This is a genomic window from Neoroseomonas lacus, assembly GCF_014644535.1.
GTDB lineage: Bacteria > Pseudomonadota > Alphaproteobacteria > Acetobacterales > Acetobacteraceae > Neoroseomonas > Neoroseomonas lacus.
This window is the reverse complement of the sequence record NZ_BMKW01000016.1, coordinates 41625-57019: the sequence shown is the minus strand read 5'-3', so window position 1 is coordinate 57019 and position 15395 is coordinate 41625. Positions and strand designations below refer to the sequence as shown.

The 15395-nt window shown below is 69.2% G+C and carries 15 protein-coding genes; 4 read left to right on the top strand and 11 right to left on the bottom strand.

The features are described 5' to 3' along the window. Nucleotide 1: 1 nt before the first annotated feature. Nucleotides 2-1495 (bottom strand): glycerol kinase GlpK, encoded by a 1494-nt coding sequence (gene glpK / locus IEY36_RS25930; protein ID WP_188972418.1) that lies wholly within the window; start codon nucleotides 1493-1495, stop codon nucleotides 2-4. A gap of 122 nt (nucleotides 1496-1617) precedes the next feature. Here glpK and IEY36_RS25925 point away from each other — a divergent pair, with 122 nt between their 5' ends. Beyond that, a complete protein-coding gene (locus IEY36_RS25925) occupies nucleotides 1618-2166 on the top strand; it encodes a cytochrome P460 family protein (protein ID WP_188972416.1) in 549 nt (182 codons plus the stop codon). A gap of 12 nt (nucleotides 2167-2178) precedes the next feature. After that, nucleotides 2179-3627 carry an amidohydrolase family protein gene (locus IEY36_RS25920; RefSeq protein ID WP_188972414.1) on the top strand — a complete coding sequence of 483 codons (1449 nt, stop codon included), beginning with the start codon at nucleotides 2179-2181 and terminating at the stop codon, nucleotides 3625-3627. Nucleotides 3628-3636: 9 nt separating this feature from the next. Here IEY36_RS25920 and IEY36_RS25915 read toward each other — a convergent pair whose 3' ends face one another. Genes IEY36_RS25915 through IEY36_RS25905 form a run of 3 tightly spaced genes read right to left on the bottom strand, consistent with a single transcriptional unit; the run spans nucleotide 3637 to nucleotide 7486 of the window. Then, a complete protein-coding gene (locus tag IEY36_RS25915) occupies nucleotides 3637-4707 on the bottom strand; it encodes an ABC transporter ATP-binding protein (RefSeq protein WP_188972411.1) in 1071 nt (356 codons plus the stop codon). Between the two features lie 3 nt (nucleotides 4708-4710). Continuing rightward, on the bottom strand, nucleotides 4711-6432 hold the full coding sequence (locus tag IEY36_RS25910; protein ID WP_188972409.1) for an ABC transporter permease: 1722 nt from the start codon (nucleotides 6430-6432) through the stop codon (nucleotides 4711-4713). Nucleotides 6433-6436: 4 nt separating this feature from the next. Continuing rightward, nucleotides 6437-7486 (bottom strand): ABC transporter substrate-binding protein, encoded by a 1050-nt coding sequence (locus IEY36_RS25905; RefSeq protein ID WP_188972407.1) that lies wholly within the window; start codon nucleotides 7484-7486, stop codon nucleotides 6437-6439. A gap of 143 nt (nucleotides 7487-7629) precedes the next feature. Between IEY36_RS25905 and IEY36_RS25900 the strand changes: the two genes are divergently transcribed. Continuing rightward, a complete protein-coding gene (locus IEY36_RS25900; RefSeq protein WP_229681578.1) occupies nucleotides 7630-8454 on the top strand; it encodes a sugar phosphate isomerase/epimerase family protein in 825 nt (274 codons plus the stop codon). A 113-nt stretch (nucleotides 8455-8567) separates the two neighbouring features. Here IEY36_RS25900 and IEY36_RS25895 read toward each other — a convergent pair whose 3' ends face one another. After that, entirely contained in the window at nucleotides 8568-9575 is a 1008-nt protein-coding gene (locus tag IEY36_RS25895; RefSeq protein ID WP_188972403.1) for a zinc-binding alcohol dehydrogenase family protein, read from the bottom strand. A 192-nt stretch (nucleotides 9576-9767) separates the two neighbouring features. After that, nucleotides 9768-10487 (bottom strand): M48 family metallopeptidase, encoded by a 720-nt coding sequence (locus IEY36_RS25890; protein WP_188972401.1) that lies wholly within the window; start codon nucleotides 10485-10487, stop codon nucleotides 9768-9770. Between the two features lie 76 nt (nucleotides 10488-10563). Here IEY36_RS25890 and IEY36_RS25885 point away from each other — a divergent pair, with 76 nt between their 5' ends. Further along, complete coding sequence (locus IEY36_RS25885; RefSeq protein WP_188972399.1) at nucleotides 10564-11457, top strand: DMT family transporter; 894 nt, start codon at nucleotides 10564-10566, stop codon at nucleotides 11455-11457. Here IEY36_RS25885 and IEY36_RS25880 read toward each other — a convergent pair. The 5 genes from IEY36_RS25880 to IEY36_RS25860 form a co-directional block, all read right to left on the bottom strand. Further along, nucleotides 11438-11752 carry a cupin domain-containing protein gene (locus IEY36_RS25880; protein WP_188972397.1) on the bottom strand — a complete coding sequence of 105 codons (315 nt, stop codon included), beginning with the start codon at nucleotides 11750-11752 and terminating at the stop codon, nucleotides 11438-11440. The two genes, IEY36_RS25885 and IEY36_RS25880, sit on opposite strands and share 20 nt — an antisense overlap. Next, the gene (locus tag IEY36_RS25875; RefSeq protein WP_188972395.1) at nucleotides 11752-12690 is read right to left on the bottom strand and encodes a dihydrodipicolinate synthase family protein; all 939 of its coding nucleotides are present in this window, start codon (nucleotides 12688-12690) and stop codon (nucleotides 11752-11754) included. Before IEY36_RS25875 ends, IEY36_RS25880 begins: the two co-directional genes overlap by 1 nt. Beyond that, on the bottom strand, nucleotides 12687-13166 hold the full coding sequence (locus IEY36_RS25870) for a YcgN family cysteine cluster protein (protein WP_188972393.1): 480 nt from the start codon (nucleotides 13164-13166) through the stop codon (nucleotides 12687-12689). The genes IEY36_RS25875 and IEY36_RS25870 overlap by 4 nt, the downstream gene beginning before the upstream one ends. 188 nt (nucleotides 13167-13354) lie before the next feature. Continuing rightward, nucleotides 13355-13615: a hypothetical protein gene (locus IEY36_RS25865; RefSeq protein WP_188972391.1), complete on the bottom strand. Its 261-nt coding sequence runs from the start codon at nucleotides 13613-13615 to the stop codon at nucleotides 13355-13357. A 287-nt stretch (nucleotides 13616-13902) separates the two neighbouring features. Beyond that, nucleotides 13903-15303, bottom strand: coding sequence for a sensor histidine kinase (locus IEY36_RS25860; RefSeq protein WP_188972389.1), 1401 nt, complete (start codon nucleotides 15301-15303; stop codon nucleotides 13903-13905). Between the last annotated feature and the right edge of the window lie 92 nt (nucleotides 15304-15395).

Sequence of the window (15395 nt, the reverse complement as noted above, 5' to 3'; positions counted from 1 at the left end):
GTCAGTGCGTCAGGGTGCGGCGCACCGCATCCTGCCAGATCGCGTGGCGGCGCGCTGCTTCCTCCCGCGCCATGGCGGGAACGAAACGGCGTTCCAGCCGCCAATGCGTCGCCCCCGAGGCACCCGGCGCCGGGCACAGCCCCGCCTGCAAGCCTGCGAGATAGGCTGCACCGAGTGCCGTCGTCTCGCGCACCGCCGGCCGGTCCACCGGCGCGCCGAGCAGGTCGGCGAGGAACTGCATCGTCCAATCCGAGGCGACCATGCCGCCATCGACGCGCAGCACCGTGGCCGAGTGGCCGGGCCAGTCGGCGCGCATCGCATCCACCAGGTCGCGCGTCTGGAAGGCGACGGCTTCCAGCGCGGCGCGGCACAGCTCCGCCCGCCCCGCGCCACGCGTCAGGCCGAAGATCGCCGCGCGCGCCTCGGCATCCCAATGCGGCGCGCCGAGGCCGGTGAAGGCGGGCACCAGCACCACCTCCTGCGCCGGGTCGGCCTGGGCAGCGAGCACGCCCGCCTCGGCCGCGGTGGCGATGATGCCAAGCCCGTCGCGCAGCCACTGCACCGCCGCGCCGGCGACGAAGATTGCCCCTTCCAGCGCATAGGTGCGCCGTCCGCCAAGCTGATAGGCGATGGTGGTCAGCAGGCGCGCACCGGACGCGACCGGCGTCTCCCCCGTATTCAGCAGCGCGAAGCAGCCGGTGCCGTAGGTGGATTTCACCATGCCGGGCTCGAAGCAGCCCTGCCCGACCGTCGCCGCCTGCTGGTCGCCGGCGACACCACGGATCGGCACCGCGACGCCGAGATGCACCGCGTCGGCCATGCCGAATTCGGCGGCGCAATCGCGCACCTCCGGCAGCACACTGCGCGGGATGCGGAACAGCCGCAGCAGCTCGTCATCCCAGTCGCCGCGGCGGATGTCGAACAAGAGCGTGCGCGCCGCATTGGTCGCATCGGTCGCATGCACGCGCCCACCGGTCAGCCGCCAGATCAGGAAGCAATCCACCGTGCCGAAGGCGAGGCTGGCGCGTTCGGCCGCGGCGCGCGCGCCCGGCACATGGTCGAGCAACCAGGCGAGCTTGGTGGCGGAGAAGTACGGATCGGCCAACAGGCCGGTGCGCTCGCGCAGCAACGCCTCGGCACCCTCGGCGCGCAGCCGCGCGCAATGTTCGGCGGTGCGGCGGTCTTGCCAGACGATGGCGCGGTGCAGGCAACGCCCGGTGGCGCGGTCCCACAACAGCGTCGTCTCACGCTGGTTGGTGATGCCGATGCCGCCGATCCGGCGCGGGTCGCCGCCGGCCGCCGACAGCGCACCGCGCAGCGTCGCCAGGCTGGCGTTCCAGATGTCCTCCGGCTCGTGCTCGACCCAGCCGGGTGCCGGGAAATGCTGCGGCAACTCCTCCTGCGCGGTGGCGAGCGGGCGCAGCGCGGCGTCGAAGGCGATGGCGCGCGTGCTGGTGGTGCCCTGGTCGAGGGCGAGCAGCAGGTCCCCGGTCATGCGATGCGTTCTCCTCCGGTGCGCAGGATAGACGCTGCGCCGGCCGCGGGCGATGGCTGCCGAAACCCTTGCATACCGGCGCCGAAACGGGCCGGATGGCGTCCGGGAGAGGGAGAAACGCCATGACCCGCACCGCCATCCTGACGGCCGCGCTGCTGACCGGGGTGCTCGCCACCGCCGCGATCGCCCAGCAGCGACCCTACGCCACCGGCCCGCAGAACATCCAGTTGCCGGCCGACTGGCAGCAGCGCTTCATCCGCTACAGCACGGTGGACAATCCGACCCGCAAGATCATCCGCAACATTTACATCAACCCCGAGGCCTACGCCGCGCTGAGCCCCAGCGCGCCGATGCCCTACGGCACGCTCGTGATCATGGCCGACCAGCGCGCGCGGCTGGACGGGCAGGGCAATCCTCTGCTCGACGCCAATGGCCGCATGATCCCCGAACCTGCCTTCATCGCCATCGCCGCGCAGCAGAAGGAACGTGGGTGGGGTGAGGGCTACGGCCCGGAGCTGCGCAATGGCGAATGGGAATATGCCCGCTTCAATCCGGCTACCGGCGCGCCGGTGGAAGGTCCGCTCAACGCCTGCTTCACCTGCCATCTGCGGGCGCGCGCGCAGCAGGATTTCACCTTCACCACCTGGGATTACGCCAACCGCAGCCGCTGAAGGACCGCTGCCATGCCTGCACCCGTGCTGATCCGTGATGCCGACTGGGCGGTGGTGTGGGACGCGCCGGCGCGCCGCCATGCCTATGCGCGCGGCATGGACGTGCTGCTGGATGGCGGGCGCGTCGCCGCCATCGCGCGTCACGACCCCGATGCGCCAGTGCCACCCGGCGCCGAGGTGGTGGATGGAAGGCGCCTGCTGGTCATGCCGGGCCTGGTGAACATCCACACCCACCCGACGACGGAACCATCCGCGCGCGGCGTGCGGGAGGACCATGGCGTGCCGGAACAGCAGATGTCCGGGCTGTTCGAGCGCCTGCAGGCTTTCCGCCTCGACCAGGCGGGCCAGGCGGCGGCGATGCGCCTCGCCTATGCCGAGCTGATGTCGGCCGGCGTGACCTCGGTGGTGGACCTCTCGCCGCCCTTTCCCGACTGGCTCGGCATCATGCGCGACAGCGGCCTGCGCGTCTGGGCCGGCCCGGGCTATGCCGCGGCGCATTGGGGCATGTCGGCGCCGCAGACCGTCACCTGGATGTGGAACCGCGAGAATGCCCGCACCCAGTTCGACGCCGCCAAGCGCGTGATGAAGGAGGCGGACGCCGACCCCTCCGGCCGGCTGCACGGCATCGTCTTCCCCGCCCAGATCGACACAGTGGAGGAGGACATGCTGCGCGAGAGCATCGCCTTCGCCGGCGAGACCGGCCGCCCCTTCACCACCCATATCGCGCAGGCCGTCGTCGAGGTGCGCGAGATGATCCGCCGCCATGGCATCACACCGATCCAATGGGCGGCCTCGATCGGGCTGCTGACGCCGCGCAGCATCCTCGGCCATGCCATCTTCGTCGATGAGCACAGCTCGATCGGCTGGCACACCGCGACGGATATCGGCCTGGTCGCCGAACACGGCGCGACGGTGGCGCATTGCCCGTCGCCCTTCGCGCGCTATGGCGAACACCTCAAGCATTTCGGTAAGTATCGCGCGCGCGGCGTGAACATGGGCTTCGGCACCGATTGCGCGCCGCACAACCTGATCGAGGAAATGCGGCTCGCCATCATCCTGGCGCGCAATGCGGTGCGCGACGTGGCGGCGGCCGATACCGGCAGCGTCTTCCATGCCGCGACTGCGGGCGGGGCGGCGGCGCTGGGGCGGCCGGATCTCGGGCGGCTGGAGAAGGGCGCCGCGGCGGATGTGGTGCTGGTGGACCTCGCGCATCCGCTGATGTCGCCTCCGCGCGACCCGCTGCGCGCGCTGGTCTTCCACGCCGCCGACCGTGCGGTGAAGCGCGTGATGGTGGGCGGCGAGACAGTCTTCGCCGATGGCGGGCCGACGCGGCTCGACGTCGCGGAGGCGGCCGGCATCCTGGCGGAGAGCCAAGCGAAGATGCTGCGTGATGCGCGCGGGCGTGACTATCGCGGCCGCAGCGGGGATGAGATCAGCCCGCTGTCGCTGCCCATGCATTGACGCGGTGGGCTATTCCACCACCGCGACCTGCCGCGGGTCGATCCGCAGCCACACCGCGGCGCCGACGTCATGCGCTTCCAGCGGTGGCGCGGCGGCGCGCAGATGCAGCCCCGTGCCGTCCGGCCGCAGCACGTAGTCCCAGGCCTCACCGAGATAGGTGCGCTCGGTGATGACTGCCTTCAGCACGAGGGCATCGCTGGCCGGCGGCGGCGCGGCGAGGATCGCCATGGCCTGTGGGCGCAGCGAGACCAGCACCGAGCCCCGCGCATCGGCCGGCAGCCCGGCCTGGGATGCGGGGCCGAGGCTGACGCCATCGAGCAGCAGCGCGCCGTCCTCGACGCGCGCTTCCAGCAGGTTGGTGCGCCCGACGAAGCCGGCAACGAAGCGGGTGCGCGGACGCGTATAGAGCAGATGCGGCGCATCGACCTGTTCGATCCGCCCGGCATTCATCACCGCGATGCGGTCCGAGGTCGCCATCGCCTCGCCCTGGTCATGCGTGACATAAACGGTGGTGATGCGGAACTCGTCGTGCAGGCGGCGTATCTCGAAGCGCATCTCCTCGCGGAGGTTGGCGTCGAGGTTGGACAGCGGTTCATCGAGCAACAGCACCGAGGGCTTCACCACGATGGCACGCGCCAGGGCGACGCGCTGCTGCTGCCCGCCCGAGAGTTCGGCCGGATAGCGATGGGCGAGCTTGCCGAGTTGCACCACGTCGAGCATCTCGGTGACGCGGCGCTGCACCTCCTCGCGTGGCAGTTTGCGCAGTTTCAGGCCGAAGGCGACGTTCTCTGCCACCGTCATGTTCGGCCAGATGGCATAGGACTGGAAGATCATCGACATGCCGCGGCGTTCCGGCGGCACCACCGCGCCGGGAGCGGACAGCGCCTGGCCATCTACCGAGATGGTCCCGCCGGTCGGGTCGACGAAGCCGGCGATCATGCGCAGTGTCGTCGTCTTGCCGCAGCCTGACGGACCGAGCAGGGAGACGAATTCGCCTTCCTCCAGCGTCAACTCGACGCCATCCACCACCTTGATCACGCCATAGGCCTTGGTCAGGCCGGAGAGCACCAGACGCGGCACGCGCTATTCCCTTCGCAGCATGAAGTCGCGGCCCACCAGCTTCATGCCGATGCCGACGATGACCATGGTGATGAACAGCAGGATTCCGCCAAAGGCCGCGACGACCTCGAAATTGCCCTGCTCGCTGAGGTCATACAGCAGCACGGACATCGTTCGCGTGCGTGGTCCGACCAGGAAGATCGCCGCCGACAATTCGCGCGAGGCGACGATGAACACCACCAGCCAGCCGCCGAGCAGCGAGGTCTTCAGCAGTGGTGCCGTCACCTTGCGGATCGCGTGCAGCCGGCCGGAACCGAGGATGCGCGCGGCTTCCTCCATTTCCGGATGCACGGCGCGGATCGCCGCCTGGGAATTGGCGTAGGCGATCGGCAGGAACCGCGCGGCGAAGGCGAGGATGATCAGCAGCCCCGAGCCGTAAAGCGACAGCGGCGGCCCGGCATAGGCGGCGTAGAAACCGATCGCCATGACGATGCCCGGGATGACGAAGGGCGCCATCGCCAGGAAGCCGAGCGCGTCGGCGAAGCGCATGAGCTTGCGAACGACGATGTAGGCGACGAGCAGCGCCAGAACGCCGGCGATGGTCGCGGAGGCGCCCGAGAACCACACCGTGTTCCACACTGCCCGCGGGGCGACGTCGTGTTCGAACAGCAGGAACTCGTAATTGCGGAGCGTCAGGTTGTCGAAGGAGAAGCCGCGCCCCCACGCCTTCGCGAAGGAAGCCTGCAGCAGCACCGTCAGCGGCTTCACCACCGACAGCATCGCCACCGCCACGCACCAGCCGAGCATCACCCAGCGCCACGGGCCGAGCTTCACCTCGCGCCGCTCGCCGCCTTTGCCGGTCTGCGAGACGAAGCCCTTGCGCGAGAGCATCAGCTTCTGCACCGCGATCATGCCCATGGTGATCAGCAGCAGCGGGATGGCATAGGCGGCGGCAACCTCGACGCGGACCGGGTCCTCGAAGAACTGCCACAACTGGGTGGTGACGACGTTGATGCGCGCCGGGATGCCGATGATCGCCGGCGTGCCGAACAGCGCGATGGTTTCGAGGAAGATCAGGATGAAGCCGCCGAGGATCGACGGCCAGACCAGGGGCAGCGTCACCTTGCGCATCGCGGTCCAGGTGCCGGCGCCGAGGATATTGGCGGCGTCCTCCATCTCCGACGAGACCAGGTCGAGCGCCGACTTCACGAAAATGAACACCAGCGGGAAGGAATGCAGCGCGATGACGAAGGCCATGCCGGTGAAGGTGTAGATGTTCACCAGCGGGTCGGTCGCCCCGGTGAGGCCACGCCAGACCACGTTGATCCAGCCGGAATTCGGCCCCGCCAGCAGGATCCAGCCGATCGCGCCGAGATAGGGCGGCATGATGAAGGCGGCCAGCACCATCGCCCAGGTGAAGCCCTTGCCCGGCATGTCGGTGCGCGAGACCGCCCAGGCCATCGGCACCGCAATGACGGTGGAGATCGCCGCCGACAGCGTGCCGAGCAACAGCGAATTGATCAGCGCATCGATGTAGCGCTGCCGCCCATAGGCGGTGAAGTAGTTCTGGATGGTGAAGACGCCGGTGTCCTGTTCCTCGAATGAGATCACCAGCAGCTTCAGCAGCGGCGCCGCCACCAGCACCAGCAGCGCCGCGATCAGAGCGACCCACAGCAGCGTGATCGGCTCGAACAGGCGGAGGCGGCTTGGTCGTGCCGCCACCGCCGGCAATACGCTGGAACTCATATGATCAAACGCCGAAGATCTCGCGCCACTGCTCGCGCACCTCTGGCACGCCCTTTTCGGCATCCTCCAGGCTCGGTGCGAGCATTGTCACCTGGTCGAGCGGGCGCGAGCCTTCGGGCGGCGCCACGTCAGGGCGAATGCTTTCGTTGAACAGCAGCCGCACCGCGGTCGACAGCGCCGGACCGGTCTGGAATTCCTGGAACAGCTTTGCCGCGTTCGGGTGCGGCGCGTTGGTCGGAATCGCCGAGGGCGACAGCGCCGCGATCACGCCTTCGGTCGGGTAGATCACCTTCAGCGGATTGCCGCGCGAGGCGGCGAACAGCGTCGATGCATTCGGTACGGCGACGCCCACCGCGCGTTCGCCCGCCGTCATCATCGTGACCGGGTCGATCGAGGACCGGCCGACCTGCGGCTTGTTGCGCTCGAAGCGGCGCAGGTAGTCCGGCCCGAACATGGTACGCATCTGCAGCGCCCACAGCCCGATCGCGCCGCTGAAGCCGGGATGTCCGACCGCCAGCTTGTCCTTCCACTTCGGGTCGAGGATGTCAGTCCAGGATTTCGGCGCCTCGGCCTCCGACACCAGGGTGGTGTTGAAGCCCATCAGGTAGATGCCGAGGAAGGACGACTGGAAATAATTGTCCGGGTCCGGCGTGCGCAGGATCGGCAGCAGCCCGTCCGCATTGAGCGGGCGGAACTGCACCAGCCGGTTCTGCCGCTTGAGCTGGACGTAGTGCCCGCCATTGGTCGAGGAGAACACGTCGCATTGCCCGACGCCGGCACGGAAGTCCTGCGACAGGCGCTGAAACGCCACCTGCGACGTGCTGCGCACCACGTTGCAGCGCACCCCCGGGTAGCGTTCGTTGAAGGCGCGGCCGGCGGCTTCCGAGGCATCGGCGCTGTACTGGCCGGTGTACCAGGTGATTTCGCCTTCGCGCTTGGCCGCTTCGTACAGCGCCGCTTCCTGCGGGTTCATCGGCGTATCCGCCCATGCCTTGGTGGCCGCGGCCGACCAGGCCGCAAGGGCCAGCATCTGTCGCCTGTCGATCAGGAACATCCGGCTTCCTCCCATGATTGTCGGCGTTGGCCGCCTTTGGCGGTCGCAGCGCACGGCGCATTATTCTTGGACGAGGAAACGTTGCCACCGGGCTCGGGGCCTGTAAACCGTTCGTCTTGGCAAGGGGGAATACGATGTCACTGATGGACCGCATCGGCGTCGATGTCGGCCGCAAGCTGCGGCTGGAAGACGCCATCGAATGGGCCGCGCGCAACGGGGTTCGCCACATCGACATCCAGCTCGACACCGGCGCCAACGCCGTGACGCTGTTCGACGATGCCCGCTGCCGCGCCATCCGTTCGAGCGCGAAGGCCAATGGCGTGGTCGTCGCGCTGCACACGCTCTCGGCCGTCAATGTCGCGGAATATTCGCCCTTCCTGTCAGAGGCCGTGGATGCCTACATGCGCGCCTATATCGAGGTGGCGCCGAAGCTCGACGCCGAATGGATCGTCGTCCATGCCGGCTATCACTTCACCGCCGATGTGGCCCAGCGCATGGAGGCCGGGCGCGACCGGCTGCAGCGCATGGTGCAACACGCCGAACGACACGGCGCGCTGCTGCTGCTGGAGAACCTGAACCGCGAACCGGAGAATGCCGAGGTCCACTACCTCGCGCATACGATGGAGGAATGGCGGTACTATTTCGATGCCATCCGCAGCCCGTCCTTCGCGCTGTCCTTCACCGCCAACCACGCGCATTTGTTGCCGCCCGGCGTCGAAGGCTTCGTCGCGGAAATCCCGCTGGACCGCGTGAAGGAAGTCCGCCTCGCCGATTGCTGGCGCAATGGCTACGAGGAACACTTGGTGCCGGGCCGGGGCGACTTCGATTTCGGCGCCATGTTCGCCCTGCTGGAGGGCAAGGGCTATCGCGGCGCCTACACCAACGCTTTCGGCACGCTGGAGGAGATGCAGGCGGCGCGCGGCACGATGGCGGAGCAGGCGCGCCTTGCCGGCGTCATGGTGGGCTGACCACGCTTCCATGTGACGGGCGCCGACGTCGAGCGCCCGACCCTGAAGAATGGCATTCCAACGGGCCCTGCCCCTTGGCGGGGTAGCTTGGAGAGGCGGCGCCCCTCCAACGGTCACAGCCCTTCCAGCACCACCTTGCCGACCATCGTCCCGCTCTCCACCATCGCATGCGCCTCGCGCATCCGCTCCGCCGTGGCGGGGCCGAGGTTGCGCGTCATGGTGTGGCGGATACGCCCGTGGTCGACCATCTCGGCCACGGCATTCAGCAGGTGATGCTGTTCGATCATGTCCGGCGTGCCGAAGATCGGCCGCGTGAACATCAGCTCCCAATGCAGCGACACCGATTTCGGCATGAGCTGCCGCGCATCGATCGGCGCCTGGGATTCGATCAGCACGATCGCCCCCTGGGGCGCCACGGCAGCGACGATCTGTTCCCAGTTGCGCGCCGTGGTGTTGGTCGAGAACACATAGCGCGGCCGCACGCCGATCGCCTTGAGCTGTGCCGCGATGTCCTCACGATGATCGACGATGTGATGCGCGCCGAGCTCGCGGCACCAGGCCGCGCTCTCGGGGCGTGACGCGGTGGCGACGACGGTCAGCGCCGTGCGCTGCCGCGCGATCTGCATGACCATCGAGCCAACACCGCCCGCACCACCGACCAGCAGCAGCGCCTCCCCCGCGCCGGCACCCTCGTGCAGGCCGAGCCGGTCATGCAGCCCTTCCCAGGCGGTGATGGTGGTCAGCGGCATCGCCGCCGCCTCGGCGAAGGTGAGCGTGGCCGGCTTTCGCCCGACGATGCGCTCATCGACCAGTTGCAGTTCGGCATTGCTTCCCGAGCGGTTCACCACACCGGCGTAGAACACCTCGGCGCCCGGCTGGAACAGCGTGCAAAGCGGCCCCACCGCGCGCACCACCCCGGCCGCATCGAAGCCGAGGATGCGCGGCCCGTCCTTCGGTTCCTCGCTGCGGCGGCGCTTGGTGTCCACCGGGTTCACCGACATGGCGCGCACCGCGACCAACATGTCGTGCCCGGCGGGCTCGGCGGGGGCGGGAATATCGAGGTCGAGAAATGCCTCCGGATGTTCCGCCGGGTGGCACGCCGTATAGCCAATCGCCTTCATCGCATCCTCCGCCTCGTTGCGGATGAATGTAGGCCGGATTCATACAAACGGTCGAATTCTTCGACCGTTGACATTCGCCTGTTCATGCCCCCGCCCGCCGGGCGGAAACCTCCGGTCTGCTTGGCTTTCGCCGGATTCTCGGCGGGCCGCATTCGCGGCCTCGGCACGAGCTGAACCCTCGTGTCCTTGGTATCAGCCGACACGCAGCAGGGCCGGCCCGTGGTCGCGTAGCCAATCCTGCGCGGCCCCGCGATGCGGCGTCAGAGCCTCGACATGTGCCCAGAAGCGCGGCGAGTGGTTCAGCTCGCGCAGATGCGCGACCTCATGTGCCACGACGTAGTCCAGCACCCAGTCGGGCGACATCACCAGCCGCCACGAAAAGGCCAGCGTGCCATCCGGCGCGCAGGAGCCCCAGCGGCTTTGCGTGTCCTTCAGCCGTACCGCGCGAATCTTCACGCCGAGCGTCGCGGCATGCCCCTCGGCGAGCACCGTGATGCGCCGCTTCGCCTCGGCGCGCAGAAAGTCCTTCAGGCGGCGGGCGTGGAACTCCGGCTGGCCGGTGACGACGATGGTCTCACCCTCGAGGAAGGCGCCCCCGCGCGCCGTCGGGTCGTGTCGCACCACATGCGGGCGTCCGCCGAGCAGCACCTCGGCACCGGAGGAGAGTTCGACCGCCGGGCTCAGTGCGGAAAGGCGCTGCATCACCCAGGCGGCATGCGTCGTCAGCAGCGCCATACCGGCGCGGCGCGCCGTGCGCATCGGCAGTGTCACCACCACCTCCCCGGCGCGGGCATCGATGCGCAGACTGACGCGCCGCGCGCGCGCGGACCGGCACCAGCGCACCGGGCAGCCGACCGGTGCGCCGAACACGCCAGGACGCAGGACGATGGTTTCCGACTCGGGCAACGCCATGGGGCCAACTTGGCGCACCACCCATGACCGGTTCAACTGCTTGACAGATGACGGCGCCGGGCGACCTCTGCGCGTCATGCCCGACGCGCTCCGTCCGCTGCCGCCCTTGCTGCTTCTCGGCACGATCTGGGGCGCGACACCGGGCTTCGTGAAGTATCTGGGCGGCATCGGCTGGCCGCCGTTCCTGATCGCAACCTGCGCGGGGGCGGGCAGCGCGGTCATCCTCATCCTGTTGTGCCGGATGCGCGGCCTGGCGCTGCCGTTGTCGCGCGCGCATCTGCGCCATTACGTCGTCTCGGGGCTGACCGGCCTGGCGGCGGCGAACCTGGTCGGCTTCACCGCGCTCCAGCATATCCCGGCGGGCTTCTTCTCCCTGCTCGTACCGCTATCGCCGATGCTGACGGTGCTCGGTGCCGCCATGCTCGGGATGGAACGCGTGACGCCGCGACGCATCCTGGGCACCTTGCTCGGCCTGTCGGGCGTGCTGCTCGCCATGGCGCCGGGGGCGGCGCTGCCCGACCCGGCGATGCTGCCCTGGGCGTTCCTCGCGGCGCTCACGCCGGTCTGCTACGCGGCGTCGAACCTGATGGCGGTCAAGCTGGCACCGCGCGACACGCCACCGCTGGTGCTCGCCGCCGGCACGCTGAGCGCCGGGGCCGTCGGCCTCGCCATCGTCGCGGCGGCGAGCGGGCATATGCACGCCGTGCCGCTGTCGGGCGTGCCCGTCTCGGCCTTGCAGGCGGCGGCGACGGCCGGCGCCTTCATGCTGTATTTCCGCTCGCTCGGCGCGCATGGCGGCGTGGTGACGTCGCAGGCCGGCTACGTCATCACCATCACCGGCCTCGCCTGGGGATGGGTGCTGTTCGGCGAAAGGCCGGGATGGCTGACCATCCCGGCGGCGCTGCTGGTATTTGCCGGGCTCGCGCTGGTGACGCTGCCCGGCCGGCGCCTCACCCGATCAGGTGCTTGAGCTCGGTCTCCACAAAGGAGAACGCCGTGTCGCCGGCATTGACGACGTTGTGCTCCATCCCCGCCGCGCGGGCATAAGCGACGCCTTGCTTGATCTCGGCGGTCGCTGTCTGCCCGCCGGGCAATTCCAGCAGCATCTTCCCGTCCGACACCGGCACGACGACATAGGCCATGCCGTGGCGGTGCCAGCCCGTCTCGGAACCCGGCGGGAAATCCCAGCGGGTCACGCGGACGTTGTCATCATCCACCTGAACGGTGGCGATGGCGGGCTCGCGGCAGCGCAGCGGTTCACTCATCACTCGGCCGCCTTCGCCGTCGTCATGCCCGGCAGCGGCAGCGCGCCGGCGGCATCCCACGAGGCCCACACCTTGTCGGCCTGCTCCTGGCTCAGCGGCAGATGCGGCGGACGGATAACACGCCAGCCGGCATCGCCGGTGCTGCGCGCGATGATCTCGCGCAGGCCCGGGATCAGCGGCACCGAGGTCGCGGCGCGGCGCGTCGCGGTCAGCGTCGCCTGCGCGGCATCGGCCTCGGGGCCGGTGCGCTTCGCATAGACAATCCCGCCCCAATGGCTGTTGCCGTTCGACGCGGCGGTGATGCAGCCCGCGCCACCCTCGGCAAGGATCTGCTGCAGGTATTCGTCGCTGCCCGAATAGACCTCGAAGCCATCCGCCGCGAAGGCCTTCACCATCGCCAGCATGTTGGCGTAGTCGCCCGAGGAATCCTTCACGCCCTTGATCGTGCCCGGGAAGGCCTTGATCAGGCGGCCCAGCAGCTCGAGCGAGAACGGCACCGCCGATTGCTGCGGGAAGTGGTACAGATAGATCTTCACCCCGCCGCCGACGCGGTTCACCACTTCGCTGAAATACGCGAACAGCCCGTCATCCGACGGCGCCTTGTAGTAGAAGGGCGGCAGCATCAGCACGCCGGGGCAGCCGGCATCGCGTGCATGCTTGGTGAGTTCCACGGAATCCGTCAGCGACGCGCAGCCGGTGCCCGGCATCATCTTCGCCGCCGGAATGCCGCGCTCGATCAGCCCTTCCAGAATCGCCTTGCGCTCATGCAGGCCGAAGGAATTGGCCTCGCCGGTTGTGCCGAGCACGCCGAGCCCGTTGCAGCCATTGGCCAGCAGCCAGCGCGCATGCGCCGCCATGCGGTCTAGGTCCGGCGTCAGGTCCGGAGCCATCGCCGTCAGCACCGCGGCATTCACGCCGCCATAGATCGCGTTTTTCATCCGGCTCTCCTCCGGTCCTTCGCCCCGGGCGGCCAGCGGCCGGGCCAGGCGACGACATGGTCCTCGAAATCCCCCGCCTCGCGTTCCGCGATCGTGCGGCCGCGGACCGAGACGCCCGCTTCATGCACCGTTTCCGCTCGGCCGGAAACCAGGGGGTGCCACCATGGCAGGTCGCGGCCCTCCGCCAGCAGCCGATAGGCGCAGGTCGGCGGCAGCCAGTCGATCGCGGCGACGCGCTTGGGCGTCAGCTTCACGCAATCGGGCACCCGCGTCTTGCGGTCCGCGTAATCCTTGCATTGGCAGGTTTCGCCATCGAGCAGCCGACAAGCGACATTGGTATAGGCGAGACGGTCGGTCTCCTCGTCGCGCAGCTTGTGCAGGCAGCAACGGCCGCAGCCATCGCACAGGCTCTCCCACTCGGCGCGCGTCATCGCGTTGAGGGGCTTTTCTCGCCAGAAGGGGGGAACTGTTGTCACGGGACGCATCCTAGACGCATGGGGCGCCCGGCTCCATGGGGTCGATTGCTCGCCCCGACACGCGCCTCGGCCGCCATGCACCAGGACCGGCCGCAGCAGGCCCGTGCCCGATCTTCCAGATAGACCCCGGAGCGGTTTGCTCGGGCATCTCCACGTGCCTGACTGATTCCAACCAGGCGCGCTCTGCTCTAGGGATGCAGCTGCGCGGCGCGGATCGCCCGGCGCAGCTTGGCGACCCCGGTACGCGGATGTCCATTATTGCACAGCTGCATGCCGTCCTCGGCTAGCCGGCGCACGGCATCGTCCCGCGCACCCGGCAGCACGCCCAGCCGGTCGGCCAGCTCGACGCAGTATTCGCGGCTATCGGTGGTGACGCGCGGCATTGGCTCGCCGCCGGCAACGAGATCAGGCGCGGCGAAGAGCAAGGCCAAAGGCAACAAGGCACGCATCGAAGGAATTATGCCGCCGCCCGCCTAGCCTGCCCGTGACACCCGCATGAAGCCCCGTTCATCGGCCGGCCGGCCACTCGACGACCGGATCCTGGTCGGGCGGCCGGGCATCGGCGGTGCCGCTGCCGGCGCGTCAAGATCGCTCAGAGACCGTTTGAAAAGCACGGCACCGGCCCGCACCCCCACCCGGCCACCCACGTCAGTATCCTGGAATGGGTGGCCGGGTGGGGGTGCGGGCCGGTGCCGGACCTCAAAATGTGCCCCCGGGCGCATTTTCAAACAGTCTCTCAGGCGCCGCCAAGCCTGATCGTGGCGCGCAGCCCCGGCGGCAGCAGATCCGGCGTCGCGTCATCCAGTTCAAGGTCACCACCATGCAGATGCGCCACCGCCTGCACCAGCGACAGGCCCAGCCCCGACCCCGGCGTGCCGCGCGAGGCATCGGCGCGGAAGAAGCGTTCGCCAGCGCGGGCGCGATCCTCCGGCGGCAGGCCGGGCCCGGTATCGGCGACCGCGACCTCGATACTCTCCCGCGCGCCAGGCCGGGCGGAAAGCCGCACGATGCCTCCCGGCGGGGTGAATTTCAGCGCATTGTCCAGCAGATTGCCGACCGCCTGGGCGAGCAGGTCCGGATCGCCCACCAGTTCCAACCGCTCGGGCAGGTCGGTCTCGATCACCTGGCCGCGGCTCTCGGCCACCACGCCGTAGAATTCCGCGACATCGGCCAGCACCGGCACCAGGTCGATCGGCGCGAAGGCGGCCCGGCGCGCGCCGGCCTCGGCCTCGGCGATGCGCAGCAGCGCCTCGAACACGCGGGAGATGTTGTCGAGGTCGGTGATGCCACGTTCCATCGCCGCGCGCAGCGCCTCGGCATCGCCGCTGTCGGTCACCGCCTCCTCGAGCCGCGCTCGCGCCCGCGCGATCGGCGTGCGCAGGTCATGCGCGATCGAATCCGAGACGCCGCGAATGCCTTCCATCAGCCGGTCGATGCGGTCGAGCATCGCGTTCATGCTCTCCCCCAGCCGGTCGAACTCATCCTCCCGCCCCGAGGGCGGCACGCGGCGCGACAGGTCGCCGGCGGCGATCGCCCGCGCGGTCTGCGCCGCCGGGCGCAGCCGGTGTTCCAGCGCACGCCGCAGCACCGCCGCGCCGACCAGGGCGAACAGCGCCGCCGCCGCCGCCGACCAGGCGAGCCCTTCGGCCAGCAGGTCGCGCAGGCGCTGCTTCTCCTCGACATCGCGCCCGATCAGGACGCGATAGCCATCGAGGTCGATGGTGTAGGTGCGCGCCTCGACCTGCACGCCCTCGCGCGCCACCAGCGTGACCGACCAATTGCCATCGCCCACGGCCTCGGGCGGCCAGCGGTCGAGGTTGCCGGCCAACCGGTGCCCGTCGGCATCGACCATGAGGTAGATCGCGTGGTTCTCGACATCGGCGGCGAGACGCTCGGCAATCGCCTCGGCAACCGCGGTGGGGCCGGCCTCGCGCCAGCGTTCCGTCAGGCCGAAGGCGTCGGTGCGCAGCGCGGCATCGGTCTGGCGGTCCAGCGAACCGGCGGTGGCGAACCACAGCACCAGTGCGAACAGCACCGCCGAAACACTGAACACGCCGGCGAACAGCAACGCGAAGCGGAACGACGCGCTGCGCAGAAAACGCAGCAAGGGGTCCCAGGCGCCGGCAGCGGCGGGCATGGGGTCAGGTACCATTGGACGGGACAGATGGCGGGACGGCCCAGGGGCGCCCCATAAGCGCGAAGGTTGGAACCGGAGAGGGCTTTGCCCCC